We start from the raw sequence: 24,450 nt of genomic DNA, 5'->3' as shown, positions 1-24,450 counted from the left end.
GCCCAACCGGCCAGCCAGTCGGCGTCGTCGTCCCACCGGACCCGGGCGGCGAGTCCGGCGAGCTGGTCGTCCCACCACGACGGCACGTGGCCGACCTGGGTGCGTCGCTGGGCGGCCAGCCCGTCGACCAGCAACCGCGCCGGGCGCGGACCGAGCCGCCGGGTGACGATCCGGGCCACGTCGACCGGCTGCCATCCGCGCGGCCAGAGCCGGGTTAGCGCGGTCACCAGGCGGTTGAGCAGCGCGACATCGACCGCCGCCGCGCCGTCCGTGGTGCCGGTGCCGACCACCAGCCGGTCCAGCTTCCGCTCCGCGTCGCGTACGTCGGCGCCGCGCAGCGCCGCGACCGCATCGGCGATGAGAGTGTCGGCGTCGGGCACGGTGGTCCCTTCTCTGCTCAGGTGAGGGCCGATGCTGTCCGGATCGCCGGAAGTGTCGGCCCGACAACCGTACCGGGCAGGAATTCCCCGCCTGCTTGACTCATCCGGTTGGGCTTTCTCCGCGTACTTCCTGCCGGAGCGGACCGACGGGGGACGGAGGCCGAGGGTGGGCAGCCTGATGGTGAGCGGCACGGTCGAGGCGACCAACCGGCGTCGCCGTGGGCGACGCCGCTCGCGCGGAGACCGGACCGGCCTGGTGGCGGTGCTGCTGGTGCTGGCGGTCGGCGCGGGTGGCGGCGCGGTGGCCGCGCAGCGGGCCGGGGTGGGCCTCGGCGACGTGATCGGCGACATCCGGCGCGGGCCGGCCGGGCCAGCCCCGGTGGTGGCCGCCGTCCCGGTCCCGGCCGGGTCACCCTCGGTCGCGCCCCCGCCGTCGACCGCGGCGGCGGCCACGCCGCGCACGCTGCGCTACCCCGACCGGGGTACGGGCCGCTTCCGTACCGCCACCGCCACCGGCCGGGTGGCCGGGCGCGGTGGTGAGCTGATGCGCTACCGGGTGGCGGTGGAGGACGGCATCGACGAGGTGGACGTGGAGCGGTTCGGCCGGGACGTCGCCGCGCTGCTCGCCGACCCGAGGGGCTGGACGGGCGACGGCCGGTGGCGGTTGCAGCGGGTCGGCCCGGACAGCCCGGCCGACTTCACCGTGCTGCTCACCACCCCGGTCACCCGTAGCCAGCTCTGCGGCGACCTGAACGACCGCTACACCTCCTGTCGCAACGGCGACCGGGTGGTGATCAACGTGGCCCGCTGGGCGCGCGGCGTACCCCACTTCGCCAGCGACCTGGCCACCTACCGGGCCTACCTGCTCAACCACGAGGTCGGTCACCGGTTGGGTGAGGGCCACCAGCTCTGCCCCCGGCGGGGCGGTCCGGCGCCGGTCATGCAGCAGCAGACGTTGGGCCTGCACGGCTGCACCCCGAACCCCTGGCCGCAGGTGAACGGCGAGCGGTACGCCGGCCCGTCCGGCGAGTACGACGACCCGATCCCGACCGAGGACTGACCGCGCCGCCGGTGGTCAGTGCCGGGAGAACGACGCCCAGATGTTCTTGGTGTCCGGGGTGGCGTACCAACCGACGTCCAGGGCGAGCGCCTGGGCGATCTGAAGGCCACGGCCGCCGGCCCCCAGCGGGAGGGTGTCGGACAGCTCCGGGATGGTGCTCAGATCGTGGTCGGCGACCTCCAGGACGAACCAGTCGCCGGCGAGTAGCAGCCGGACGGTCGTCGGTGGCCTGCCGTGCCGTAGGGCGTTGGTGGCCAACTCGCTGGCGACCAGGGCGACCAGCTCGGGGACCTCGTCCAACCGCTCACCGGCGAGCAGTTCCTCGCCGGTGAGCGCCTCGTGCAGGGACGCCCGCAGGCCGCGTAGGTCGGCCGGGCGGACCAGCTCCCACTGCCGCAGCTCGGTGGCTCGCGGTGGTGGAGGAGAGGTGCGCAGCTGTCCCATGAGCTCGATTTACCCTGCATATCCAGCATTTATGCCGTGCACCGGCAGATGACGGATCGGCTTCGCCCGGGTCAGCGGTGCGGTCGGACCCCGGCAGTCGCCGGGCGTTGCAGACATCGACCACGCCCAGCACGTTCCAGGCCAGCGTGGCGACGACCTGCCGGATGTGCGTGTCGCCGACCACGTTGGGTGACGAAGTGTCGCCGCCCGGTTCCGGTGCCGTCGCACGGCCGGCGTACGGTCCGAAGCCGTGGCCGTTGTCCGTTCGTTGTTGCTGTTCGCGCTCGCCGCGCTCGCCGAGATCGGCGGTGCCTGGTTGGTCTGGCAGGGCTGGCGGGAGCACCGCGGCCTGTGGTGGATCGCCGCCGGAATGATCGCCCTCGGCGCCTACGGTCTCGTCGCCACCTTCCAGGCCGACCCGAACTTCGGCCGGGTGCTCGCCGCGTACGGCGGGGTGTTCGTCGCTGGTTCGCTGGCCTGGGGTGTGCTGGTGGACGGGTTCCGCCCCGACCGGTGGGATCTCATCGGCGCGGCGATCTGCCTGCTCGGCGTCGCGGTCATCATGTACGCCCCCCGCACCGCCTGAGATCGGGTCGGTCGACGGTCGCCCGTCGTCGGGTCAGCGCGGGCGCAGCGGCTGCGACAGGCAGTAGACGTCGCCGGAGTTGGCCGCGTGCGGCAGGGCGCGCAGGTCGTCGGCGACGTCCGCCGCCGACGACCAGGCCGGTCGGGCCATCGACATCTCGTCGCCGAGGGCGAAGGTGAAGTCGCGGAATCCGAGGGCGGTCGCCCGATCGAGGCACCGGATCGCGGCCTGGCGTTCGATGGTGGTGAACTCGAAGGAGAGCGCGGGCACCGGACGGGTCAGCCCGGCCAGCACCTCGCTCTCGAAGCCCTCGACGTCGATTTTGACGAAGGTGGGCACGCCGTACGCGTCGATGAGTGCGTCGAGCGTGGTCGCGGCGACGGTGATCTCGGTGTCCCAGGTCTGGCCCTCCCAACCGGCGGCACCGTCGGCCGCCCGCAGGAAATCGGCGGAGGCGGTGGAGACCGTGGGGTTGGCGGAGTTGACGTGCAGTCGGACCTGCCCGGACTGTCCGCCGCAGGCCGCCTCGACCAGCGTGACCTGGTCGTCGTCGCCGTGGATGGCCCGCAGGGCGCGCATGCAGAGCGGTTGCGGCTCCACGGCCACCACGCGGGCCCCGAGCCGGCGGAAACTGCCGAGGCGGTCGCCGACGTGCGCGCCGATGTCGACGACGAGATCCCCGGGACGGACGAAGGGGGCGTAGAACGCGTCCATCGCCGCGTCCCGCGCCGGGTCGCCGTAGTAGCTGTCCAGCGAACGGTGCAGTGCGGACATCGTCGGGTCGGCCCGGAGGGCCTCGATCACACCGGCATGAGCAGCCACGGTCCGATCCTAGTCGGGGGTGCCGGGGCGGGACGGCGTTCCGTCACCCATGGTGATCACGGCCTGAGTCGGCGGTATTCCTCATATAGGTTTCCACCGATTGACAATGTTTGGATTCCAAACTTAACCTCGGGTTGACCTGGACGTCTCACCCGTATCGGGAGACACCCAGGTGGTCCAACCCCACACCGCCACCCCCATCCCCCCGAGGAGCACCATGACCCGACTACGAGGCACCCTACGGAGAACACGATGGCGGCTGGGCCTGGCCGCGACCGGAGCCGCCCTGCTGGCGGCGGGCCTGGGCCTGACGGTCGCCGGCTCCGCGCAGGCCGCCGTGGGCTGCAAGGTGACCTACGCGACCTCCTCCCAGTGGCCGGGCGGGTTCGGTGCGAACGTCACCATCAACAACCTCGGCGACCCGGTCAACGGCTGGAACCTGGTCTGGACGTTCCCCTCCGGCCAGCGGGTGACCCAAGTCTGGAACGCCACCGTCACCTCCTCAGGGGACCAGGTGACCGCCCGCAACGTCAGCTACAACGCCCGCATCCCCACCAACGGGTCGGTGTCGTTCGGCTTCAACGGCTCGTGGTCCGGTGCCAACACCGCGCCCACCACCTTCGCCCTCAACGGGGTCACCTGCACCGGCTCCGTCGGAGAAACCCCGCCGCCGACCACGCCGCCGCCGACCACGCCGCCACCTACCACCCCGCCACCGACCGGTGACGCGATGGCCGAGGTCGCCGCGATGCAACCCGGCTGGAACCTGGGCAACTCGCTCGACGCCGTCGGTGACGACGAGACCGCCTGGGGCAACCCGCGGATCACCGAGGCGCTGTTGGACAACGTCAGGGCACAGGGCTTCAAGAGCATCCGCATCCCGGTGACCTGGTCGGCGCACCTCGGCGGGGCACCGAGCCACACCATCGAGGCCGCCTACCTCAACCGGGTCAAGGAGGTGGTCGACTGGGCGCTCGCCGACGGGTTCTACGTGATGATCAACATCCATCACGACTCGTGGCAGTGGATCAACACCATGCCCACCGACCGCACCAACGTGCTGAACAGGTACAACGCGATCTGGACCCAGCTGTCGAACACGTTCCGCAACCACTCGTCCAAGCTGGTCTTCGAGAGCGTCAACGAGCCGCAGTTCACCGGCAGTTCCGGCGACGCCCAGAACGCGGCGCTGCTGCACGAACTGAACACGTCCTTCCACCGGATCGTGCGCGCCTCCGGCGGCAACAACGCCAACCGGCTGCTGGTGCTGCCCAGCCTGCACACCTCCTCGGAGCAGCCCCGGGTCGACGAGCTGCTGTCCACGTTCAACACCCTCAACGACCCGAACCTGATCGCGACCGTGCACTTCTACGGGTACTGGCCGTTCAGCGTGAACGTGGCCGGTGGCACCCGCTTCGACGCCACCGTCCAGAAGGACCTCACCGACTCCTTCGACCGGGTCTACAACTCGTTCGTCTCCCGACGCATCCCGGTCATCATCGGCGAGTACGGCCTGCTCGGCTTCGACCGGCACACCGGCACCATCGAGCAGGGCGAGAAGCTCAAGTTCTTCGAGTTCCTCGGCCACTACGCGCGCACCCGACAGCTGACCACCATGCTCTGGGACAACGGGCAGCACTTCGACCGGACCTCCTTCGTCTGGAAGGACCCGGAGCTGTTCGCCCAGATCAAGTCGAGCTGGACGACCCGCTCCGGCACCGCCTCGTCGGACCTGCTGTTCAACGCGAAGGCCACCGCCATCACCAGCAAGACCCTCACGTTGAACCTCAACGGCACGTCCTTCGTCGGGGTCCGGCAGGGCGACACCGACCTGGTCCGGGGCACCGACTACACCGTCTCCGGCGACCAGCTGACCTTCACCGCCGCCGCGCTCACCCGGCTGACCGGCAACCGGGCGTACGGGGTCAACGCGACGCTGCACCTGCGGTTCTCGGCGGGCGTACCCTGGCGGGTCAACGTGATCAGCTACGACCGGCCGGTGCTGTCCAACGCCACCGGGACGACCAGTTCGTTCGCCATCCCCACCCAGTTCCGCGGTGATCAGCTCGCCACGATGGAGGCCAAGTACGCCGACGGCAGCAACGCGGGTCCGCACGACTGGACGTCGTACAAGGAGTTCGACGTGACGTTCGCGCCGAACTACAGCGCCAACCAGATCACCCTGACCTCGACCTTCTTCGCCGATGTCGCCGAGAACCGGCCCGTCACCCTCACCTTCCACTTCTGGAGCGGTGAGCAGGTCAGCTACCGGGTGACCAAGTCGGGCAGCACGGTCACCGGCGTCACCGGCTGACCAGCCCCGGACGCGGGTGTCGGCACGGCCGGCACCCGCGTCCGCGCGTCGACGGTCAGGAACGGCCGGCGAGATCGGCGGGGAGCCGTCGCCCGACCTCCGCGCCCCCGGCGGCGGGTCGGTCGGTCAGCCGTCCGGTGCCGTCCGGTGTCGCGTCGGGCTGCCCCGCCGAGGCCAGCTCGTCGAGACGCCGCCCGGACGCCGACACGGGAAGCCCGAACACCGCGAACAGCGACGGGTCGGAGAACGCGGTGACCCGGACGACCGCCGCCCCGACCACGGTGAGCACCTGGAGGTTGACCAGCCGGAAGTCGCCGCCGTCGCCGGCCATGTAGGTGGCCAGGCCGGGCTGGCCGTTGGCGCCGGCCGGCACCAGCCGTACCGGCCCGGGATCCGACAGGCACCGCAGCGCCAGGTGCCGGCCGATGTCGGCCGGCCCGTGGTACCACCCGAGGTACGGCGGCATCTCCCACACCGCGTCCGGCGCGAACAGCTGCACCAGCCCGGCGATGTCCTTGTTCTCGAACGCCGTCACGTACCGGTCGAGCAGTTCGCGTTCCGCCGCGCCGGTAGGCTCGGCGACCTGCTCCTCCCGGGGGGCCAGGGCGTCCAGGCTCGCCCGGGCCCGCTGCAGCAGGCTGTTGACCGCCGCGGTGCTGAGCTCCAGCAGGTCGGCGACCTCGGCCGCCCGCCACTGGAGCACGTCCCGCAGGATCAGCACGGCCCGCTGTCGCGGCGGCAGGTGTTGCAGCGCGGCGACGAACGCCAGCCGGACGCTCTGCCGGGCGCTGACGATGGCGGCCGGGTCCTCCTGCTCCCACCGGAGCATCGCGTCCGGAACCGGTTCCAGCCAGTCGGTGCCGCCGTCGCGGGTCAGGTGCGCGTCCGGGTCGGCGTTCGGCGCGCCGAGCCCCACCGGCAGCGGCCGGCGGCTGCGGTTCTCCAACGCACGCAGGCAGGCGGTGGTGGCGATCCGGTACAGCCAGGTGCGTAGCGAGGACCGCCCCTCGAAACCGTCGTACGACCGCCAGGCGCGCAGGTAGGTCTCCTGGACCAGGTCCTCGGCGTCGTGCATCGAGCCGAGCATCCGGTAGCAGTGGACCAGCAGTTCGTGCCGGAACGGGTCGGTGAGCCGGGGAAAACTCGCCCGGACCGCATTGTCGACCGTCATCGCCTGCCCTCCCGGTGCACCCTGTCGATTGTAGGTCGGGCGGCCCGCAGCCAGCGGTGAAAAGCCGCACGACACGACGTTGCCAGCAGGTCAACGCCGTGATCCGTCCGCCGGTACGGCAATCCCGCGAAATGTCTCTGCCGCACCGATGAGTTTCCGGCGCGCCGCGGATCTGTACGAGGGACCAGATTCGGCAACAGGGAAGGATCTGCCATGCACGACACGTCCCCGGACGACACCGGCCAGCTGGCGACCCGCCGGGAGTGGTTCGGGTTAGCGGTGCTCGCGCTACCCACCCTTCTGCTCTCACTGGACCAGAGCGTCCTCTATCTCGCCCTGCCGCACCTGAGTGCGCAGCTCGGCGCGGACAGCACCGAGGCGCTGTGGATCCTCGACATCTACGGCTTCATGCTCGCGGGCTTCCTGGTCACCATGGGCACCCTCGGTGACCGGATCGGCCGCCGAAAGCTGCTGCTGGTTGGCGCCGCCGCGTTCGGCGTGGGCACGGTGGCGGCCGCGTACTCCGACAGCGTGCCGATGTTGATCGCGACGCGGGCCCTGATGGGCGTGGCCGGCGCGACCCTGATGCCCTCGACGCTGGCGCTGATCAGCAACGTGTTCCACAACGCCAAGCAGCGGGGCGTCGCCATCGCGGTGTGGTTCAGCTGCCTGATGGTCGGCGGGGCCCTGGGGCCCGTCGTCGGCGGTGCCCTGCTGGAAAGCTTCTGGTGGGGCTCGGTGTTCCTGATGGGGGCGCCGGTGATGGTGCTGCTGCTGGTGCTGGGGCCGGTGCTGCTGCCCGAGTACCGCGACCCGAACGCGGGCCGGCTCGACCTGCCCAGCGTGCTGCTCTCCCTGCTGGCGATCCTGCCGGTCATCTACGGCGTCAAGGAGGTCGCGAAGGACGGCTGGGCGGTCGGGCCGGTGCTCACCATCCTGGCCGGCGTCGTGTTCGGCGTGATCTTCGTGGCCCGCCAGCGCCGGCTGACCAACCCGCTGGTCGACATCCGGCTGTTCCGGGCCCGGCCGTTCAGCGCCGCGCTGGTGATCCTGCTCTTCGGCTCGGTCACCACCGGTGGCATCTACCTGCTGGTGAGCCTCTACCTGCAGATGGTCGAGGGGCTCTCGCCGCTGCGGGCCGGGCTGTGGCTGCTGCCCTCCACGCTGGCCATCATCGTGGGCTCGATGATGGCGCCGGCGCTGGTGTCGAAGGTGCGCCCGGCGTACCTCATCTCGGCCGGCCTGGCGGTCACCGCCTTCGGCTACCTGCTGCTCACCCAGGTCAGCCCGACCAGCGGCCTGCCGCTGCTGGTCACCGGTTTCGTGCTGGCCTTCCTCGGTGCCGGCCCGATGGGCGCGCTCGGCACCGACCTGGTCGTCGGGTCCGCACCTCCGGAGAAGGCCGGCTCGGCGGCTTCGCTCTCCGAGACCGGCAACCACCTCGGCATCGCCATCGGTATCGCCGTGATGGGCAGCATCGGTGCCGCCGTCTACCGGAGCGAGATCGCCACCACGGTGCCGGTCGGCGTCCCGACCGAGGCCGCCGCGGCCACCCGGGAGAGCATCACCGGGGCGGTCGCCGCCGCCGAGCAGCTGCCGGCCGGCGCGGCCGACCAGTTGCTCGGTGCCGCCGCGCGGGCCTTCACCGAGGGCCTGAACGCCGCCGCGTTCGTCGGTGCCGGGCTGTTCCTCGCCCTCGCGTTCGTCGCCGTGCTGGCGCTGCGCGACGCCCGGATGCCCGAGGGCGGGGCGGCGCACGGCGGTGGCGGTCCGGTCGCCGAGGAGGACGGGCGGACGACCGCCGCGGTCCGCAGCCCGGCGGCGCAGAAACCGGCGTCGTGACGTGACCGCAGCCACGGTGGGTGGGTCGCCTCCGGTGGTCCACCCACCCGCACGGCCGTGGCCCGTCCGGAACGGGCCCGGACAGGGGATCGGGCCGGCGCGGCGGCGGGCACCGGCACGCGCCGCCGGCCCTCCTGCGGCCCGCGGTGGCGGGAGACCGTGCTCAGGCGTCGGCCAGCGTGAGCGCCAGGTCCACCAGTCGTCGCCGGTCGATCTTGCCGTTGACGTTGTGTGGGAACCGCTCGATCCAACTGAGTTGGCGCGGGACCATGTAGTTCGGCAGGTGCTCGGCGAGGAAGTCCTCCAGCTCGGCCTGCCGGGCCCGGTCGCCGACGAAGAAGGCGGTCAGCTCCACGGTGCCGTCCTCCGCGTGCCACGGGACCACGGCGGCCTCGTCGACCGCCTCGTGCAGCCGCAGCACCGCCTCGATCTCGCCGGTCTCGATGCGGTAGCCGTTGACCTTGACCTGGTTGTCCATCCGGCCGAGGTAGGCGTAGCCGTCGTCGTGGCGGCGCACCCGGTCGCCGGTGCGGTACCAGTGCTCGGCGGTGAGCGGCTCGCCCTCCGTCATCGTCCAGCGGTCGCCCTGCCAGCGGGTGAACCGGCCCACGTCGTCGGCCGGGTCGAGGTACCCGTCGAAGCGTTGCGGCCCGCGGATCAGCAGCTCCCCCTCGTCCGCGGGGCGGCCGTCGTCGTCCATCACCGCGCATTCCACGGTGGGGTACGCCGGACCCAGCGGCAGGGCGCCGAGTGCGGCACGCGGCCACTCGCCCGGGTCCGCCGGTGCGCGGTAGGTCAGGCAGGTGACCGTGGTCTCGGTCGGGCCGTAGACGTTGGCGATCACGCTGTGCGGCGCGGCCTCCCGCCAGGCCCGGGCCTTGTCCAGGGTGAGCGGCTCCCCACCGAACAGGCTCCAGCGCAACCCCGGCATCGCGCCCGGTTCGAGGTCGCCGAGCATCCGGGCGGTGGTGATGGACGAGGGGGTGGAGAACCAGTGGGTGATCCCGTCGTCGTGGATGTGCCGGCTCGGCACCAGCAGTTCGGTGCGCTCCGGGACGACCAGCGCCCCGCCGGCCGCCCAGGGCAACCAGACGTTCCAGACGGACAGGTCCCAGGCCAGGTCCGAGGTCTGCGACACCCGGACGTCCGGGCCGGCCTCGAAGAGATCCAGCACGTACGGCAGCCAGTGGGCGAGGTTGCGGTGCCGGATGGGGACGCCCTTGGGGGTGCCGGTCGACCCCGAGGTGAACACGATGTAGGCGAAGTCGTCGGGGTCGGCGTTGTACCCGTCGGCGGGACCGGTGCCGTCGGTGCGCTCCCGGTTGCGGTACCCGTCGGGCACCTCCCACACCTCGGTGCCGGTCCGCGCCGCGACGGCGCCGGCGAGTTCGGCGTCGACGGCGGTGTGCAGCAGCAGGTCGATGCCCGCGCTGCGGATGATGCGCTCGTGCCGGGCGGGCGGGAAGTCGGTGTTCAGCGGCACCACCGTCACGCCGAGCCGCAGCGCCGCCAGGTAGGCCAGGTACGTGCCGGCGGTGCGCGAGACGAACACGCCGATGCGGGCCGGGCGTACGCCCCGTCGGGCCACGATGTCGTCGGCGAGCCGGGCGGTGGCCGTGGCGAGTTGCCGGTAGCTGAGGTCGACGCCGCCGGCCCGCAGGGCGAGGTTGTCTGGATGGCGCCGTGCTGACCGCGCGAACCAGTCGTACAGGGTGGGTGTGCTGTTCACGGGCGCTGCTCCTCTCCGGCCAGCTCGACGTAGAGCTGGTAGATTCCGCTGACGGTGGTCGCGGCGAAAAGCTGGCGCACCGGCACCCTGCGCCCGGTCTGGCGTTCCAGGGCGGCGAAAAGCCGTACCCGGTGCATCGAGCGCCAGTGCACCGGCTGGTCGAAGTCGTGCTCCAGGTCCGGGTTGGACAGCGGCAGCTTCAGCTCGTCGCGGACGGTACGGATGAACCGCTCTTTTGTGATCATCGGATCGCCTTTCCGGCTCGGCGTACGGTGGTGGGCGGCTCAGTCGGCGCTGATCGTCCACTCGGGCTCGGCCTGAATCTCCAGCACCGCCGAGGTGAAGGTGAAGCCGGTGCCGGCCCCGTTGACCAGCACCCGGTCCCCGACCCGGACGCGGCGGGACTCCAGCAGATACGCCAGGGCGGCGAACTGGTCCCCGGCGCCGAGATGACCGCAGCGGCGACCCCACGGCCAGGTGGTCCGGTCCCGGTCCACGCCGAGCGCCGCCCGGGCGTCCCAGTCGGTCAGCGACAGCCCCATGTTCGGGAAGACCCACCAGGCGATGTCCGCCGGGTCGACGTCCGCGTCGGCGAGGGCACCCTGTACGGTCCGCCGCTCCGCGTCGAAGATCCGCCGGACCAGGTCGATGAAGATCTCCTCACCGTGTTGCCGGACGTAACCGGCGATCCGCGCGCCGGTGTCGATCGGCCAGCCGTTGCCGCCGCTGACCACCGTCCACGGTTCGTCACCGACCTGGAGCCCCTCGTGGCTGGTGTCGGCCAGCGAGACGCTGGAGAGCAGCCGCGCCACGCCGGCGCCCCGGGACAGCACGAGCGCGGTCCCGCCGTCGCCGTAAAGGGTGCCGCTGGTGCCCCAACGGTCGTAGGCCGGCGGGTGGAAGACGTCGCTGGTGGTCAGCAGGGCGGCCGGGCGGCCAGGGTCGGCCGACAGGTAGGCGGCGGCCAGTTCCAGGGCCGCCATGCCGCCGTTGGAAGCCTGGCGGACCTCCGTCGCGACCGCCGGCCCGCCGATGGTGCGCCGCTGCACGTGTGCCGCGGAGGCGAAGTCGTCGAGGCCCTGGAAGCCGACGTGCGAGTGCGTGACCAGGGCGAACTCCTCTGGCCGGTGGCCCGATCGGTCCACCGCGAGGCGGCCGGCCGCGACCGCCAGGTCGACCGCGGGGCCGTGGTCGACGACCCGTACCGAGAGATAGCCGTCACCGTCGCGGTCCTTCTCCGGGTAGCGGCCGTCGGCGACCGCCTGGTCAGTGGACTCGGCGTGCCCCAGGGAGGCGGCCGCCGCACCGATAAACACGTCGTTCCACCGCATCGGTCCGTCCCCTCGACAGGTGTCTGCCGAGCCGTGGCCCGGCCACGGCGACGGTCGCCGCCGCCGCCTCATCGTGGCACCGGTCGGTGGGGTGGGCCGTCTCCCAGATTGCGCACCGTGCCCCGCCGGGGCGGCGGGGATGGCAGGGTCGGGTACGAACCCGGTCCGGGCCGGACACGGGACGCACCGAACTGTCGGAAACCCAGATGATGGAGGTACGAATGGGCAAGGTCGTGCTGGACATGACGATGTCGGTGAACGGGTGTGTCGCCGGCCCCCACGACGAGCCCGAAGGGCTGCACGACTGGTTCTTCTCGCCGTCGGCGGAGAACCAGCGGGTGGTGGAGGAGCAGATGGCGGCGATCGGGGCCATGGTGATGGGCCGGCGGACGTACGACATGGGAGCCAGCCAGGACGGTTTCGTGGAGAACCCGTTCCAGGTGGAGCACTTCATCGTCTCCCACAGCACGCCGGACGAGCCGGCCAAGGGCGAGACCAGCTTCACCTTCGTCTCCGACGGGGTGGAGTCGGCGGTGCGCCAGGCGCAGGCGGCCGCGGGCGATCGGGACGTGGTCATCGGGGGCGGGGCCCAGATCGCCCAGCAGTGTCTGGCGGCGGGGTTGGTCGACGAGATCCGGGTGGCCGTCCGGCCGGTGCTCATCGACGGCGGCATCCGGCTCTTCGACAACCTGGGGGACACGCTGGTCCTGGAGACCATCGGCGTCGTGCACACCCCCGAGGTGACGCACCTGCGGTACAAGGTCGTCAAGTAACGGCGGCGTTGCGGCGCCGGCGGCCTGCGTGGCCGCCGGCGCCGATTGCTGTCCGGCCCCGGTCGCGCGGCCGGACCGGGCAGGTGGCGGCCCGCAATCCAGGAGATGCGGCGTCTCTTCCCGCTCGCGCAGGATGTGGTGGTCAGTTCCGCAGAGCAACCGACCGGACGTGACACCGGCCGGCCGGGACGGCGGAAGCGCGCCGCCGTACCCGGACCGCTCGGACGGAAGCGGACCGCACCACGGGCGCGACACGCTGCCCACGCGGTCCGCACCCGAATCCGTGCCGTGGCCTGCCGCCCCACCTGGCCCTCGCGGCGCGGGTGGATCGACGGAAGCGACCCCCCATCCTGAGACGAAGGTGCCTCCATGGAGATCGAGAACGGCATCCGCAAGATCCTGAACACCGAGCTCTTCGTCGAGGTGCCGCCGGAGCAGATCGGCCTCGACGACAGCCTGCGCGCCGTGTACGGCCTGGACTCGCTCGGCTTCGTGGAACTGCGGGTGCAGTGCGAGGACATGTTCGACGTGCGGATCTCCGACCAGGACTTCACCCCCGAGAACTTCCAGAGCCTGCGTACCGTGGCCGCTCTGGTCCGCCGGCTGCGTACGGAGGCCCGGGCGTGACCGGACACCTGCCGGCCGACCTGCTGCGCCTGCTGCGGGCCGGTCGTGACCTGCACCTGGACCACTACCAGTCGCACCGGTTGCCGTACGCGGTCACCGGTGGGCGGGGCGTGCGCAGCCGGCTGGTACCCCTGGACGGGCCGGACGCCGGCCGGGAGTTCGAGGTGATCGACGCCAGTGGCGCGTACGGCAGTGCCTGCCTCGGCGCGGGCCACGAGACGGTACGCCGGGCACTGAACCGGGGGGTCCGTGACGGTGGCCAGGCCACCGACGAGGTCGGCTCCCTGGAACGGGCCCGCCTGTTGACCGACCTGTTCGGCCCGGACGGACTGTGGACCGACCACTTCCCGGCCGGCGAGTACCACGTCAGCGGCCGTAACTCCGGATCGGAGGGGATGGAACTGGCCCTGCGGCTGGTGTTGGAGTCCCGGTTCGACCGGCACACGTTGCGACCACGTCCCGAGGCGGCGGACCGGGACATCATCCTCGCCTTCGAGGGGGCCTGGCACGGGTGGACCGGCGGCCTGGTGCCGCTGTTGAACCGCCGCCACTACCGGGTGGGCCTGCCGGCGCTCGCGCCGGACCGGCCGTTCGGGGTGACCGTCGAGCACCTGCCCTTCGGCGACGCCGACGTGCTGGCCGCCTGGTTCGCCGAGAAGGGCCACCGGCTGCTCGGGGTGGTGGTCGAACCGGTGCAGGGCGACGCCGGGATCCTCCAGCCGCCGCCAGGGTATCTGCGTGCGCTGGCCGAGCTGTGCCGGGTCAACGGCGCGCTGCTGGTCGCCGACGAGGTGCTCACCTTCGCCAAGACCGGCCGGTTCTTCGCGATGGCGGACGAGGCGGGCCCGGTCCCGACGGACGTCACGGTCATCGGCAAGAGCGTCGGCATGGGTGCGCTGTCGCTGTCCATGGTGATCGCCCGGCGGTCCCTGTCGCCGCGTGGCTCCGGCGCCGTGGCCACCTCCGACTTGCGTCCGCTGGCCTGCGCCGTTATCCGCGACGGGCTGGGCCTGATGGTCGGCGACAAACTGCTCGACCACTCGGTCGCCCTCGGCGAGCACCTCGCCGGGCTGCTCCGCCGAGAGTTGGTCGAGGCATTCCCCGACCTGTACCAGGAGGCGCGGGGCACCGGCGTGATGCACGGTGTCGAGCTGACCGAGCGGGCGGCGGGCCGGCTCGCCGAGCTGCGGGAGCAGGTCGTCCGCGCCGGGGCGTACGTCGAGTTCATGGCCGGGGCCGGCCGTCGCTCGCGCGGCCTGCGGTACGTCTTCCCGACCATGCGGGTCGCGCCGCCGCTGATCACCACCTTCGACGAGGCCGAGGAACTGGTGGGCCGGATCGCCGACGGCTCCCGCGTGTTCCGCGGGTCGCGGGAATGACCGGGCTTCGGCAGCTGCGCCGGCGGGTGGAGCATGTCGACACCGACGCGGGCGGCGTCGTCCACTTCAGCCGGTACGCCTCGCTGCTGGAGACGGCGGTGCTGGAGAACCTGGACCGGCTCGGGGTGGGCGTCCGGCAGCTCACCGACCAGGGGTTGGAGTTGGCCGTGCGCGACCTGCGCATGAGCTACCGGGCGTCGGCCCGGTTCCTGGACCGGTTGCGGGTCGACGTCCAGGTGGACCGGGTCGCCGGCGCCACCTGTGAGTTGTCCGGCGCGGTGCACCGTGAACCGGACGGCGACGTGGCCGGCGAGCTGCTGGCCACCGGGGCGCTGGTGCTCTGCGTCGTGGACCGGGCCGGCGGACAGGCGGTGGCACTGCCGGCCCCGCTGCGCCGGGCTCTGCGCGAGTGCCGGCACGAGAGGCAAGCACCGACCGCGGCGGAAGGGGATCGCGATGAGTGAGACGACCGACACCTCCCTCGGTTTCACCGAGCTGAAGAGCTGGCTGCGCCACCGGCACCCGATGATCTACATCGACCGGGTGCTGGAGCACCGCCCCGGCGAGTACCTGCGCAGCCTGATGTCGGTGTCCGGGACGATGGACGCCATCGCCGGTCACTTTCCCGAGCGGGCGGTGTTTCCCGGCAGCCACCTCATGCAGGCGTTCGCGCAGTCCGGGATCATCCTGTACCAGTTGAGCACCTCGCCGCTGGCCGACGACGAGCTGACCCTGATCGGCTCGGTGCAGAGCCGGTTCACCCGGGTCGTCGTTCCCGGCGACCAGGTCGTCTTCGACGTCCGCTGCGACCGGCTCTACCGCTCGTCGTTCCACTTCTCCTGCCGGGCCACGGTGCAGGGCAACCGGGTCGCCGCGTTCCGGGGATCGCTGGTGCGGACCAAGGTCGACGAACTCGGGCGCCAGCTGTGGTGAACCGCCGCGTCCTGGTCACCGGCATGGCCTGGGACACCGCGCTCGGCACCTCGCTCGACGAGGTCTGGGCCCGTCTGCTGGCCGGCGAGACCGGACTGCGGGAGGTGCCGTCGGCGTACGGGTTGCGCAACCGGACGGCGGCGCCGCTTGCCGACCCGCCGCCGGACTGGGCGCCGGCCCGGCGGCAGGTTGCCCTCGCCACCCGGACGGTCGACCGGGCGATCCGCGACGCCGGCCTCGGCGGCGAGCCCGGATCGGCGCTGCTGGTGCTCGGCACCAGCTACGGCGCCCAGCTGGACGACCCCCGCGCCGGCGGGCTGCATGACTGGGCCACGGCGGTGGCGGCGGAACTCGGCTTCACCCGGCCACCGGTCTCGGTCTCCACCGCCTGCTCGTCCGGCGCGGACGCGATCATGGTGGGTGGGCACCTGATCGCCGCCGGCGTGGCCGACGTCTGCGTCTGTGGCGGGGTGGACGTGCTGACCGAGGCGAAGCGGCTGGGGCACAGCGCGCTGGGCACCATGTCGCCGACCACCCTGCGCGCCTTCGACGCCGACGGTGACGGGACGCTGCTGGGCGAGGGGGCCGGTGTCGTCGTGCTGGAGGAGGCCGACCGGGCGCACCGGCGCGGCGTCGGCGGGTACGCGACCCTCCTCGGTGGTGGCTCGTCCAACGACGCGGCCGGCATGACCGCGCCCGACCCGTCCGGCGCGGCGGTGCTGCTGGCGGTACGGCGGTCGCTGGCCGAGGCGGGCCTGCGGCCCGACCAGATAGCCGTGATCAACGCGCACGGCTCCGGCACGCCGGTGAACGACGCGGTCGAGGCGGCCAGCTTCGCCCGGCTGTTCCCCGACGGCACCCGGCCGGTCCTCTTCGCCACCAAGGGCGCCTTCGGGCACACCCTCGGCGCGACCGGCGCCATCGAGGCGATCGCCCTGGTGCAGGCGCTGCGGCACGGCAAGGTGCCGCCGGTGTACGGCCTGGAGACCGTCGCCGCCGCAGTGACGCTCCCGATGCCCCGGGGCGGGCCGGTCGCGCTGGGCGACGGAGCGGGGCTGAGCGTGACGCTCGGGTTCGGCGGGTTCAACACCAGCCTGGTCCTGGCCGGGGTGCCCGATGGTCTGGGCTGACCAGGATGCGCTGGCCGTGCTGGCGACCGCCACCGTGACCGGCGGCGACGAACCGGGCCGGCACCGGGGAGCATCCTTCTACGCCGACCCGGTGGCCTGGCTCGTCGCCGACGCGGTCGGTGCGGTGTTCGACGCGGCGGGACAGAGCGGGAAGGGCACCGGCACCGACGTCGGGGTGCTGGCGGTCAGCGAGTACGGCACCAGCCACACCATGCGGGAGGTGACCGCGATGCGGGACCGGGGACGAGTCTCACCACTGCGGTTCGCCGGTGCGAACCCCGGGTCGGTGGCTGGTCTCGCCTGCATCGTGCACGGGCTGCGGGGTCCGAGCCTGATGCTGTCGATGCCGCCCCCGGCAGCCCGACCGACCGTCGCGCTGCTGGCCCGGGCCTGGCTCACCGGTGGGGTGTGTCGTCGGGTGGTCGTCTCCGAGCACGAGCGGGGCCCGGCTGGACACACCGTCCACACAGTTGTCCTGACCAGCGCGGAGGCCCGGTGCTGACGTACTCGCGGGACGAGATCGCGGCGTACCTCGACGGGGTGGTCGACCTGGAGCCGACGCCGGACGCGGCCGGCCTGCTCGACGGGGTCGCCGAGGAGCTGCACGCACTGGACCGGCGGCCCGGCGAGGTGGTGCTGGTGGCGCTCGCCAACGGAGCCGCGTTGCTGCGCTGCTTCTTCGGTGTGCTCCTCGCCGGTGGCGTGCCGGCGCTGGTGCCCCCCGGCACGCCCACCGGACGGATCCGGGAGATCGCCGACCGGATCGGCGCCCGTACCCTGATCACCACCGGCCACCCCGCCGACCCGCCCGGGCGGCGGCAGCTCGGGCCGGTGCAGGTCGAGACCCTCACCGGGGTGCTCCCGCAGCGGCACGAGCCGGGGCACGTCGTCATCCTCACCTCGGGCACCTCCGGGGTTGCCAGCGGCTGCCTGCACCGCTTCTCGTCGCTGACCCGCAACGCGGCCCGGCACGCCCGGTCGGTCGGGCTGCGTGCCGACGACACGATCCTGGTGAACCTGCCGCTGTACTTCTCCTACGCGCTGGTGGCGCAGGCGTTGGCCGGTCTGGTCACCGGTGCCCGGCTGGTGATCGCCGGGCCGCCGTTCACGCCGGCCGCCTATTGGACAGCGGTGCGGGAACACGCGGTGACCAGTTCGTCGGTCACCCCGTACATGGTCCGGGGGCTGGTCGCGGCGGACTGGCGTCCGCCGCCGTCGTTGCGGATGCTGACCGTCGGCGGTGAGTCGCTGGACCCGGCGACGGCCGGAGCCGTGCTCGACCGCAGCCCCGGGTTGGAGCTCTACCTCACCTACGGGCTGACCGAGGCGGGGCCCCGGGTCAGCACCCTCGCCGCCCACCGGGAACCGCGCCGCCGGCTCGGCACCGTGGGCCGCCCGCTGGACGGCGTCCGGGTGGCGCTGCGCGACCCCGGCCCGGACGGGGTGGGGGAGCTGCTCGTCACCTCTGACACGGTGCTGCGGCGCAAGGTGGGGGTGGCGGAGGGCCGGGTCGGTGACTGCCTGGTCGGCCCGGACCAGATCGCCACGGGAGATCTGTTCCTCCTCGACGACGACGGCTACCTGCACTTCCGGGGCCGGCTCTCCGACTTTGTGGTGACCGGCGGCACGAAGGTGTCGCTGGCATCGGTGCGGCGGATCGCCAACGCCCTGCCCAACGTGATCGCCTCGGCTACCCGCACCTACCAGGCGCACGACGGCACCCGGTTCGACCTGGACCTGTACCTGTACGAGGCCGACCCGGTCGTCGCCGAGGAGGTCCGCCGCGAGTTGCGCCGGCAGCTCGTCCGCACCGAGTGGCCGAGCCGGATCAGGACGCTGTCACTGCGGGACCTGGGGCACAAGTAGGCCCGTCGGCGTCACCGCCGGACCGGCCCGATCCCGTAGGTGGCCGGGCCGGCACAGCGACGGACAGCGACCCCGCCCGAGGGTTGCGCACGGTGGAAGATGTGCCGGCCGGGGCCGGCTGCCAGGGTCGGGCCATGACCGAAACTGGCCCCAGCGGTTCCCCGGAGCCCGGCGCCGCGGGGCGGCGGGAATGGCTCGCCCTGGCCGTACTCGCCCTGCCGACGGTGCTGCTCGCCGTGGACATGAGCGTGTTGTTCCTGGCCCTGCCGCAACTCAGCGCGGACCTGGGTGCGGACGCGGTGGCCCAACTCTGGATCACCGACGTGTACGGCTTCATGGTCGCCGGGCTGCTGGTCACCATGGGCGCGGTGGGTGACCGGGTCGGGCGCCGACGGCTGCTGCTGGTCGGCGCCGCCGCGTTCGCGGCGGCCTCCGTGCTGGCCGCCTTCTCGACCAGCAGCGCGATGCTCATCGCCACCCGGGCGGTGTTGGGGGTGGCCGGCGCGACGCTGATGCCCTCGACGCTGGCGCTGATCAGCGACCTGTTCACGCAGCCCCGGCAGCGGGCGACGGCGATCGCGGTCTGGATGAGCTGCTTCCTCGCCGGCAACGCCGCCGGTCCGCTGGTCGGCGGGGCGCTGCTGGAGTTCTTCTGGTGGGGTTCGGCGTTCCTGCTCGGCGTCCCGGTGATGTTGCTGCTGCTCGTGACCGGTCCGCTGCTGCTGCCGGAGCGGCGCCGCCCGGACCCGGGCCGCGTCGACCTGCCCAGCGTGCTGCTCTCCCTCGCCGCGGTGCTGCCGATCGTGTACGGCCTGAAACACCTGGCCCGGCACGGCTGGCACCCGGTGGTGCCGCTGGCGACCGCGGTGGGTGTGGCGGCCGGCGTCGCCTTCGTCCGGCGGCAGCGCGCGTTGGCCGACCCGCTGCTGGACCTGTCGCTGTTCGCCCGGCGGGCGGTCCGGCCGGTGCTGGTGGTGCTGGTCGCCGGTGGTGTGCTGCTCGGCGGCAGCACCCTCCTGGTCACCCAGTACCTCCAACTGGTCGGGCAGTTGTCTCCACTGCGGGCCGGGCTGTGGCTGCTGCCGTCCACCCTGGCCATGATCGTCGGGACGATGCTCGCGCCCGTGCTGGCCGCCCGGTTCGGAGCCGGTCCCGTGATGGCCTCCGGTCTTCTGGTCGCCGCCGGAGGCTTCGCGGTCCTGGCCGGGGCGGGCGCGGGTGGCACCGGTGCCGTGCTGGCGGGGTGGACGGTCGTGGCGTTCGGCAACGGCCTTCCCGCCGGGCTGGGCGTCGACCTGGTGGTCGGCGCGGTGCCACCGCAGCGGGCCGGGGCCGCCTCGGGCCTCTGCGAGACCAGCACCGAGTTCGGCCTGGCCACCGGCATCGCCGTGCTGGGCAGCGCGGCCACCGCCGTCTACCGGGGCCGGTTGGGTCAGGCGGTGCCCGACGGGATTCCGGCGGCGGACGCCGCCACCGCGCTGGACGGGCTCTCCGGTGCGCTGCGGGTCGCCCACCGGCTGCCCGAGGTGCTCGCGCCGGCGCGGGAGGCGTACACCGCCGCGCTGGCGGTCGTCGCGGTGGCCGGGGCGGTCGTTTCCGTGGCCCTCGCCGTACTGACCGCGCTCGCCCTGCGCCCGGCCCGGTCACCGGGCACCGGGACCGCGTCCGTCCAGACCGGCCCGCCCGTCCCTCCGGCTATTGCGCAATCGGAGAGATGAGCCGGCGGCCGTCGGCCAACAGGATGAACGGTGACTCGTCTCGGTAGCCGAGGAATCGACCACTGGAGGTCCCATGCGTACATCCCGCGCACTGATCGCGTCGTCGCTCAGCGCAGCGGTCGCCCTGTCCCTCGTCCCGCCGGCCGCCGCGGCGGCGGAGGCGGCCACCCACAAGAAGGTGGTCATCGACGTATGGCTCGCCGACTATCCCTTCCCCGGCTACCTCGACCAACGCAAACAGTTGGCTGAGGAGTTCAACCGGGCCCACCCGCGCTACCAGGTCAAGGTGGAGGCGCACGACTACACCGCCCTGCCCGGCAAGGTGGCCGAGGCGGTCAGCGCCGGCAACCCGCCGGAGGTCGCGAACTACTACTACAACGCCACCCAGATCGCCCGGGACGCGAGGGGCCGCGACGGCCGACCGCTGTTCACCTCGGTGCAGCGGGCGATCGGCGGGCGCAGCCACATCCTCGGCGAGCGGGTGGTGCTGCGGGACCTGCTGCCGCAGGTGCGGGACTACTACACCTACCGCGGTGACCTGATGTCCTTCCCGGTCACCAGCATGACCAGCCTGCTGTACGCCAACACCACCGTCACCGCCCGGGCGGGCATCTCGCGGCTGCCGCGTACCTGGGCGGAGATCGAGGCCGCCTGCGCGAGGATCGCCACGTTGCCGGACGCCCCCGAGCACTGCGTCACCTGGCCGAACCACAACTGGTTCTTCCAGCAGGCCATCGCCCAGCAGGACGGCCTGCTGACCGACCGGGACAACGGCCGCAGCGGCCGGGCGACGCGGGTGCACCTGGACTCGCCCCAGATGCTCGCCTACGCCGGGTGGTGGCAGCGGATGCACCGCGCCGGCCACTACCGCTACAGCGGTACGCCGGAGGACTGGGGCGCGAACTTCGAGTCGTTCGTCGGCCAGCAGGTCGCGTTCGTCCTGGACGCCGCCAACATGGGCGACACCTACGCCCAGTTCGGTGCGGAGGCCGGCTTCGGTGTCGCGGCCGCGCCGCTGCCGCACGACGGGTACGGCCGGTCGGTGGGCAACGTCAACTCCGGTGACTCACTGTGGCTGCGGGCCGGGCTGGACCGGCAGACCCAGGACGGTGCGCTGGCCTTCATGCAGTTCCTCAACAGCCCGCGCAACTCCGCCGCCTGGCACAAGAGCACCAGCTACCTGCCGATGAACACCCACTCGATCCAGCTGCTGCACCAGGAGGGCTGGTTCGCCGAGCACCCGTCGTCGAAGGTTGCGCTGGACCGGATCCGGACGGCGAAGCGGTCGCCGGCCGGTCTCGGCGTGGTGACAGGGGCATTCGACGGCATCCAGAACGAGCTGGTGCAGGCGATGGACGACGTGCTGCTGCGGGGCGCCGACCGGGTCGCCCGGTTCCGGCTCGCCGACGCCCGGGCGCAGCGGCTGCTGGACGCGTACAACGCCCGGTGCGTGGGTGCGGGGCAACGGCCCGCGGAGTGCTACCAGGTCGGGGTCTGGGGCTGACCCGACCCACCGGGCGGCAAACGCTGCCCTGACCCGCCCGTATCCGCGGGAACGGACCGTCGGTGGCGCGTGCGCGCCACCGACGGTCCTGCCGTTTCGTGACCTCGTCGGGCGGTTCGCCGCAACCCGGAAGATGCGTCCGACGAGTCGCCGGTGGCACCGTCTAAACGTGCCGATGAGGTCGCGGGTAATCGTCCGCGACGCCGGCGTACGCAATTTCCGCGTGGTGATCCAACGATCCGGCTGGAGGAATCGGATGGCCAATCCCTTCGATGTCGAGGACGGCGTTTTCCGGGTTCTGGTCAACGCCGCGGGCCAGCACTGTCTGTGGCCGGAATTCGCCGAGGTGCCGGCGGGCTGGACCGCCGTGCACGGCCCGACCGGCCGGGACGAATGCCTGCGGTACGTCAACACCCACTGGACCGACCCCCGCCCGCGTCGGCTCGTCGACACCCGCTGACCGGTGTCCCGCCGGGCCGTGCCGGCGGCGGCGCCGAACCGACCCACGACAAGGGGAGATGATCTGATGAGCACAGCACCGACCTCGGTTTTCGGCCAACTGTCCCTCGATCACATCGAGTTCTACGTCAGCGATCTGGCCGACGAGACCCGTCGACTGGTGGACGGCTTCGGCTTCGCCGTCTACGCCGGCACCGACCCGACGGCGCCCCTGGAGGCGCGCTCGGCCGGGGTGGGCCGCGAGGAGATCCGGCTGGTGCTGACCGAGCCGCTGGTGGGCGACCACCCGGCCGCCGCGTACGTGGAGAAGCACGGCAGCGGCGTCGCCGACATCAGCTTCGGTGTCGCCGACCCGGCCACCGCCTTCACCGAGGCGGTACGCCGGGGCGCCCGGCCGGTGTCGCCGCCTCGGGAACGGGACGGTGTCGTCCAGGCCACCGTCATGGGTTTCGGCGACGTCGCGCACACCTTCGTCCGCCGTACCGGGGGTCTGGACGCCCGCCACCTGCCGGGCCTGCTGCCCCACCACGGCGCCGAGCCGACCTGGGACAGCGGGTTGACAGCCGTGGACCACTTCGCGGTCTGTCTGGAGCCCGGTCAGCTCGACCCGACCGTGCAGTTCTACGAGACGGTCCTCGACTTCCGGATGATCTTCGAGGAGCGCATCGTGGTCGGCGCCCAGGCGATGAACTCGAAGGTCGTGCAGGACGCCAGCCGTGCGGTGACGCTGACGCTCATCGAACCGGACGTCTCCCGCAGCCCAGGGCAGATCGACGAGTTCCTCAAGAACCACGGCGGCGCGGGCGTGCAGCACGTCGCCTTCGCCGCGACCGACATCGTGCGTGCGGTGCGCGAGGCCGGTGAGCGGGGGGTGGAGTTCCTGTCCACCCCGGACACCTACTACGCGATGCTGCCGCAGCGGCTGGAGTTGGCCCGGCACACGGTGACCGACCTGCGTGACGTCAACGTCCTGGTCGACGAGGACCATCACGGCCAACTGTTCCAGATCTTCACCCGGTCGGCGCATCCCCGGCGGACCTTCTTTCTCGAGATGGTGGAGCGGCTCGGCGCCCGTACCTTCGGCAGCGGCAACATCAAGGCGTTGTACGAGGCCGTGGAGGCACAGCGCCAGGCGGAACGGGACTGACGGTGACCTCCGGTATCGGCGTCGCCGACGACCTCGCCGGGGTCAATCTCGCCGATCCGGCGACCTTCGCCGGTCCCGGACTGGACGAGGTGTGGCGGCGGCTGCGCGCCACCCGGCCGGTCTGGCGGCATCCGCGGACCGTCCACGGCCCGCACTTCTGGGTCGTCACCCGGTACGCAGACGCCCTCGCGGTCTACAAGGACCCGGCGACCTTCGTCTCCGGCCACGGGAACATGCTGACCTCGCTGCTCACCGGTGGGGACACCGCTGGCGGGAAACTGCTGGCGGTCTCCGACGTGCCCCGGCACACCGCTGTCCGCGCCACCCTGCTGCGGTCCTTCTCCCCCCGGATGCTCAAGCCGGTGCTGGATGCCGTCCGGTCCCGGGCGGACCGGCTGGTGGCGGCGATGGTGACGGCCGGTGGTGGTGACTTCGCCCGGGACGTCGCGGACGAGCTGCCGATCGGCACGATCTGCGACCTGCTCGGCGTGCCGCCGGCGGACCGGGCCGCCCTGCTGCGGCTGAGCAAGCAGGCGCTCAGCTCCGACGTGCCGGACCAGCCCGACCACGAGACCTGGCTGGCCCGCAACGAGATCCTGCTCTACTTCCACGGCCTGGCGGCGGACCGGCGGCGCAACCCCCGCGACGACGTGATCAGCACCCTCGCCACCTGTGACGTGCAGGGGGCGCCGCTGACCGACGAGGAGGTGGTGCTGAACTGCTACGGGCTGATTCTGGCCGGGGACGAGACCAGCCGGCTGGCGATGATCAGCGCGGTGCTGAACTTCGTCGAGTTCCCGGCGCAGTGGCGGGCACTGCGCCGCGGCGAGGTGTCGCCGGACGACGCGGTGGAGGAGATCCTGCGCTGGAACACCCCGGCCATGCACGTCGGTCGGGTCGCCCGCCGGGACGCGGTGCTCGGCGGGCAGAGCATCCCGGCGGGGGACGTGGTGACCGTCTGGAACGCCTCGGCCAACCGGGACGAGGAGGTCTTCGACCGGCCGGACGTGTTCGACCTGGGCCGGTCGCCGAACAAGCACCTGACCTTCGGGCACGGGCCGCACTTCTGCCTCGGGGCGTTTCTGGGCCGGGCGGAGGTCCGAGCCGTGGTGGACGCGCTGCGCCGCCGGGTGCGGACCATCGAGCTGCGTGGGCGGCCGACCCCGCTCTATTCCACCTTCCTGCGCGGATACAGCAGTCTGCCGGTGGCGTTCGGCCCGGCCGGCTGACGGTTC

The 24,450-nt window shown here is 72.4% G+C and carries 22 protein-coding genes and 2 pseudogenes; 17 read left to right on the top strand and 7 right to left on the bottom strand.

The features are described 5' to 3' along the window. Nucleotides 1-380 (bottom strand): annotated as a pseudogene (locus E1166_RS05985) (hypothetical protein); the annotation flags it as partial. 166 nt (nt 381-546) lie between these two features. Here E1166_RS05985 and E1166_RS05980 point away from each other — a divergent pair. Beyond that, nucleotides 547-1,440, top strand: a complete 894-nt coding sequence (locus E1166_RS05980; RefSeq protein WP_243710200.1) for a DUF3152 domain-containing protein — start codon at nt 547-549, stop codon at nt 1,438-1,440. Nucleotides 1,441-1,455: 15 nt separating this feature from the next. Here E1166_RS05980 and E1166_RS05975 read toward each other — a convergent pair whose 3' ends face one another. Further along, nucleotides 1,456-1,884 carry an ATP-binding protein gene (locus E1166_RS05975; RefSeq protein ID WP_132336495.1) on the bottom strand — a complete coding sequence of 143 codons (429 nt, stop codon included), beginning with the start codon at nt 1,882-1,884 and terminating at the stop codon, nt 1,456-1,458. A 250-nt stretch (nt 1,885-2,134) separates the two neighbouring features. Between E1166_RS05975 and E1166_RS05970 the strand changes: the two genes are divergently transcribed. Further along, nucleotides 2,135-2,470: a YnfA family protein gene (locus tag E1166_RS05970; protein ID WP_132336493.1), complete on the top strand. Its 336-nt coding sequence runs from the start codon at nt 2,135-2,137 to the stop codon at nt 2,468-2,470. A 33-nt stretch (nt 2,471-2,503) separates the two neighbouring features. Here E1166_RS05970 and E1166_RS05965 read toward each other — a convergent pair whose 3' ends face one another. Further along, nucleotides 2,504-3,244: an FkbM family methyltransferase gene (locus E1166_RS05965; protein ID WP_132336513.1), complete on the bottom strand. Its 741-nt coding sequence runs from the start codon at nt 3,242-3,244 to the stop codon at nt 2,504-2,506. 265 nt (nt 3,245-3,509) lie between these two features. On the opposite strand from E1166_RS05965, the gene E1166_RS05960 reads away from it, so the two are divergent. Then, nucleotides 3,510-5,606: a cellulase family glycosylhydrolase gene (locus E1166_RS05960; RefSeq protein ID WP_132336491.1), complete on the top strand. Its 2,097-nt coding sequence runs from the start codon at nt 3,510-3,512 to the stop codon at nt 5,604-5,606. 166 nt (nt 5,607-5,772) lie between these two features. Here the strand turns inward: E1166_RS05960 and E1166_RS05955 are convergent. Then, a pseudogene (locus tag E1166_RS05955) lies at nt 5,773-6,777 on the bottom strand (sigma-70 family RNA polymerase sigma factor); the annotation flags it as partial. A 213-nt stretch (nt 6,778-6,990) separates the two neighbouring features. Here E1166_RS05955 and E1166_RS05950 point away from each other — a divergent pair. Next, nucleotides 6,991-8,619, top strand: a complete 1,629-nt coding sequence (locus E1166_RS05950) for an MFS transporter (RefSeq protein WP_132336487.1) — start codon at nt 6,991-6,993, stop codon at nt 8,617-8,619. A gap of 163 nt (nt 8,620-8,782) precedes the next feature. Here the strand turns inward: E1166_RS05950 and E1166_RS05945 are convergent, their stop codons facing one another. The 3 genes from E1166_RS05945 to E1166_RS05935 are packed head-to-tail and all read right to left on the bottom strand — an operon-like array spanning nt 8,783 to nt 11,679. Then, on the bottom strand, nt 8,783-10,348 hold the full coding sequence (locus E1166_RS05945; protein WP_132336485.1) for an amino acid adenylation domain-containing protein: 1,566 nt from the start codon (nt 10,346-10,348) through the stop codon (nt 8,783-8,785). Further along, a complete protein-coding gene (locus E1166_RS05940; protein ID WP_132261370.1) occupies nt 10,345-10,593 on the bottom strand; it encodes an acyl carrier protein in 249 nt (82 codons plus the stop codon). The genes E1166_RS05945 and E1166_RS05940 overlap by 4 nt, the downstream gene beginning before the upstream one ends. 39 nt (nt 10,594-10,632) lie before the next feature. Further along, complete coding sequence (locus tag E1166_RS05935; RefSeq protein WP_165944255.1) at nt 10,633-11,679, bottom strand: ketoacyl-ACP synthase III family protein; 1,047 nt, start codon at nt 11,677-11,679, stop codon at nt 10,633-10,635. A gap of 221 nt (nt 11,680-11,900) precedes the next feature. Between E1166_RS05935 and E1166_RS05930 the strand changes: the two genes are divergently transcribed. From E1166_RS05930 to E1166_RS05875, 13 genes are all read left to right on the top strand, one after another. Continuing rightward, nucleotides 11,901-12,452, top strand: coding sequence for a dihydrofolate reductase family protein (locus E1166_RS05930; RefSeq protein WP_279433210.1), 552 nt, complete (start codon nt 11,901-11,903; stop codon nt 12,450-12,452). 369 nt (nt 12,453-12,821) lie between these two features. Next, nucleotides 12,822-13,079 carry an acyl carrier protein gene (locus E1166_RS05925; protein WP_132261368.1) on the top strand — a complete coding sequence of 86 codons (258 nt, stop codon included), beginning with the start codon at nt 12,822-12,824 and terminating at the stop codon, nt 13,077-13,079. Further along, nucleotides 13,076-14,458: an aminotransferase class III-fold pyridoxal phosphate-dependent enzyme gene (locus tag E1166_RS05920; RefSeq protein WP_132261367.1), complete on the top strand. Its 1,383-nt coding sequence runs from the start codon at nt 13,076-13,078 to the stop codon at nt 14,456-14,458. Before E1166_RS05925 ends, E1166_RS05920 begins: the two co-directional genes overlap by 4 nt. Beyond that, nucleotides 14,455-14,922: a thioesterase family protein gene (locus tag E1166_RS05915; protein ID WP_132261366.1), complete on the top strand. Its 468-nt coding sequence runs from the start codon at nt 14,455-14,457 to the stop codon at nt 14,920-14,922. Before E1166_RS05920 ends, E1166_RS05915 begins: the two co-directional genes overlap by 4 nt. Beyond that, nucleotides 14,915-15,391 (top strand): beta-hydroxyacyl-ACP dehydratase, encoded by a 477-nt coding sequence (locus E1166_RS05910; protein WP_132261365.1) that lies wholly within the window; start codon nt 14,915-14,917, stop codon nt 15,389-15,391. The genes E1166_RS05915 and E1166_RS05910 overlap by 8 nt, the downstream gene beginning before the upstream one ends. Continuing rightward, nucleotides 15,388-16,521: a beta-ketoacyl-[acyl-carrier-protein] synthase family protein gene (locus tag E1166_RS05905; RefSeq protein ID WP_132336481.1), complete on the top strand. Its 1,134-nt coding sequence runs from the start codon at nt 15,388-15,390 to the stop codon at nt 16,519-16,521. The genes E1166_RS05910 and E1166_RS05905 overlap by 4 nt, the downstream gene beginning before the upstream one ends. Then, on the top strand, nt 16,508-17,023 hold the full coding sequence (locus E1166_RS30770; RefSeq protein WP_165944254.1) for a hypothetical protein: 516 nt from the start codon (nt 16,508-16,510) through the stop codon (nt 17,021-17,023). The genes E1166_RS05905 and E1166_RS30770 overlap by 14 nt, the downstream gene beginning before the upstream one ends. Then, nucleotides 17,017-18,387, top strand: coding sequence for a class I adenylate-forming enzyme family protein (locus E1166_RS05900; RefSeq protein WP_165944253.1), 1,371 nt, complete (start codon nt 17,017-17,019; stop codon nt 18,385-18,387). The genes E1166_RS30770 and E1166_RS05900 overlap by 7 nt, the downstream gene beginning before the upstream one ends. Nucleotides 18,388-18,521: 134 nt before the next feature. After that, entirely contained in the window at nt 18,522-20,105 is a 1,584-nt protein-coding gene (locus tag E1166_RS05895) for an MFS transporter (protein WP_132336477.1), read from the top strand. Between the two features lie 73 nt (nt 20,106-20,178). Further along, nucleotides 20,179-21,609, top strand: coding sequence for an extracellular solute-binding protein (locus E1166_RS05890; protein WP_132336475.1), 1,431 nt, complete (start codon nt 20,179-20,181; stop codon nt 21,607-21,609). A gap of 256 nt (nt 21,610-21,865) precedes the next feature. After that, nucleotides 21,866-22,069, top strand: a complete 204-nt coding sequence (locus E1166_RS05885) for an MbtH family protein (RefSeq protein WP_132336473.1) — start codon at nt 21,866-21,868, stop codon at nt 22,067-22,069. Between the two features lie 66 nt (nt 22,070-22,135). Continuing rightward, on the top strand, nt 22,136-23,215 hold the full coding sequence (gene hppD, locus E1166_RS05880; protein ID WP_132336471.1) for a 4-hydroxyphenylpyruvate dioxygenase: 1,080 nt from the start codon (nt 22,136-22,138) through the stop codon (nt 23,213-23,215). A 2-nt stretch (nt 23,216-23,217) separates the two neighbouring features. After that, a complete protein-coding gene (locus E1166_RS05875; RefSeq protein ID WP_207914035.1) occupies nt 23,218-24,444 on the top strand; it encodes a cytochrome P450 in 1,227 nt (408 codons plus the stop codon). The last annotated feature ends 6 nt before the right edge of the window (nt 24,445-24,450 follow it).

Origin of the sequence: Micromonospora sp. KC213 (assembly GCF_004348325.1) — a bacterium.
In the GTDB taxonomy this organism is placed as follows: domain Bacteria; phylum Actinomycetota; class Actinomycetes; order Mycobacteriales; family Micromonosporaceae; genus Micromonospora.
Note: the sequence above shows the minus strand (reverse complement) of the source record. Positions and strands in the feature narration are given on the sequence as shown.

What these genes read in the sequence shown, in the direction of transcription:
- E1166_RS05910 (WP_132261365.1), top strand. Translation starts at nt 14,915, where the DNA reads ATGAGTGAGACGACCGACACCTCCCTCGGTTTCACCGAGCTGAAGAGC.
- E1166_RS05960 (WP_132336491.1), top strand. Translation starts at nt 3,510, where the DNA reads ATGACCCGACTACGAGGCACCCTACGGAGAACACGATGGCGGCTGGGC.
- E1166_RS05935 (WP_165944255.1), bottom strand. Translation starts at nt 11,679, where the DNA reads ATGCGGTGGAACGACGTGTTTATCGGTGCGGCGGCCGCCTCCCTGGGG.
- E1166_RS05975 (WP_132336495.1), bottom strand. Translation starts at nt 1,884, where the DNA reads ATGGGACAGCTGCGCACCTCTCCTCCACCACCGCGAGCCACCGAGCTG.
- E1166_RS05930 (WP_279433210.1), top strand. Translation starts at nt 11,901, where the DNA reads ATGGGCAAGGTCGTGCTGGACATGACGATGTCGGTGAACGGGTGTGTC.
- E1166_RS05965 (WP_132336513.1), bottom strand. Translation starts at nt 3,244, where the DNA reads ATGTCCGCACTGCACCGTTCGCTGGACAGCTACTACGGCGACCCGGCG.
- E1166_RS05915 (WP_132261366.1), top strand. Translation starts at nt 14,455, where the DNA reads ATGACCGGGCTTCGGCAGCTGCGCCGGCGGGTGGAGCATGTCGACACC.
- E1166_RS05950 (WP_132336487.1), top strand. Translation starts at nt 6,991, where the DNA reads ATGCACGACACGTCCCCGGACGACACCGGCCAGCTGGCGACCCGCCGG.
- E1166_RS05925 (WP_132261368.1), top strand. Translation starts at nt 12,822, where the DNA reads ATGGAGATCGAGAACGGCATCCGCAAGATCCTGAACACCGAGCTCTTC.
- E1166_RS05885 (WP_132336473.1), top strand. Translation starts at nt 21,866, where the DNA reads ATGGCCAATCCCTTCGATGTCGAGGACGGCGTTTTCCGGGTTCTGGTC.
- E1166_RS05895 (WP_132336477.1), top strand. Translation starts at nt 18,522, where the DNA reads ATGACCGAAACTGGCCCCAGCGGTTCCCCGGAGCCCGGCGCCGCGGGG.
- E1166_RS30770 (WP_165944254.1), top strand. Translation starts at nt 16,508, where the DNA reads ATGGTCTGGGCTGACCAGGATGCGCTGGCCGTGCTGGCGACCGCCACC.
- E1166_RS05890 (WP_132336475.1), top strand. Translation starts at nt 20,179, where the DNA reads ATGCGTACATCCCGCGCACTGATCGCGTCGTCGCTCAGCGCAGCGGTC.
- E1166_RS05940 (WP_132261370.1), bottom strand. Translation starts at nt 10,593, where the DNA reads ATGATCACAAAAGAGCGGTTCATCCGTACCGTCCGCGACGAGCTGAAG.
- hppD (WP_132336471.1), top strand. Translation starts at nt 22,136, where the DNA reads ATGAGCACAGCACCGACCTCGGTTTTCGGCCAACTGTCCCTCGATCAC.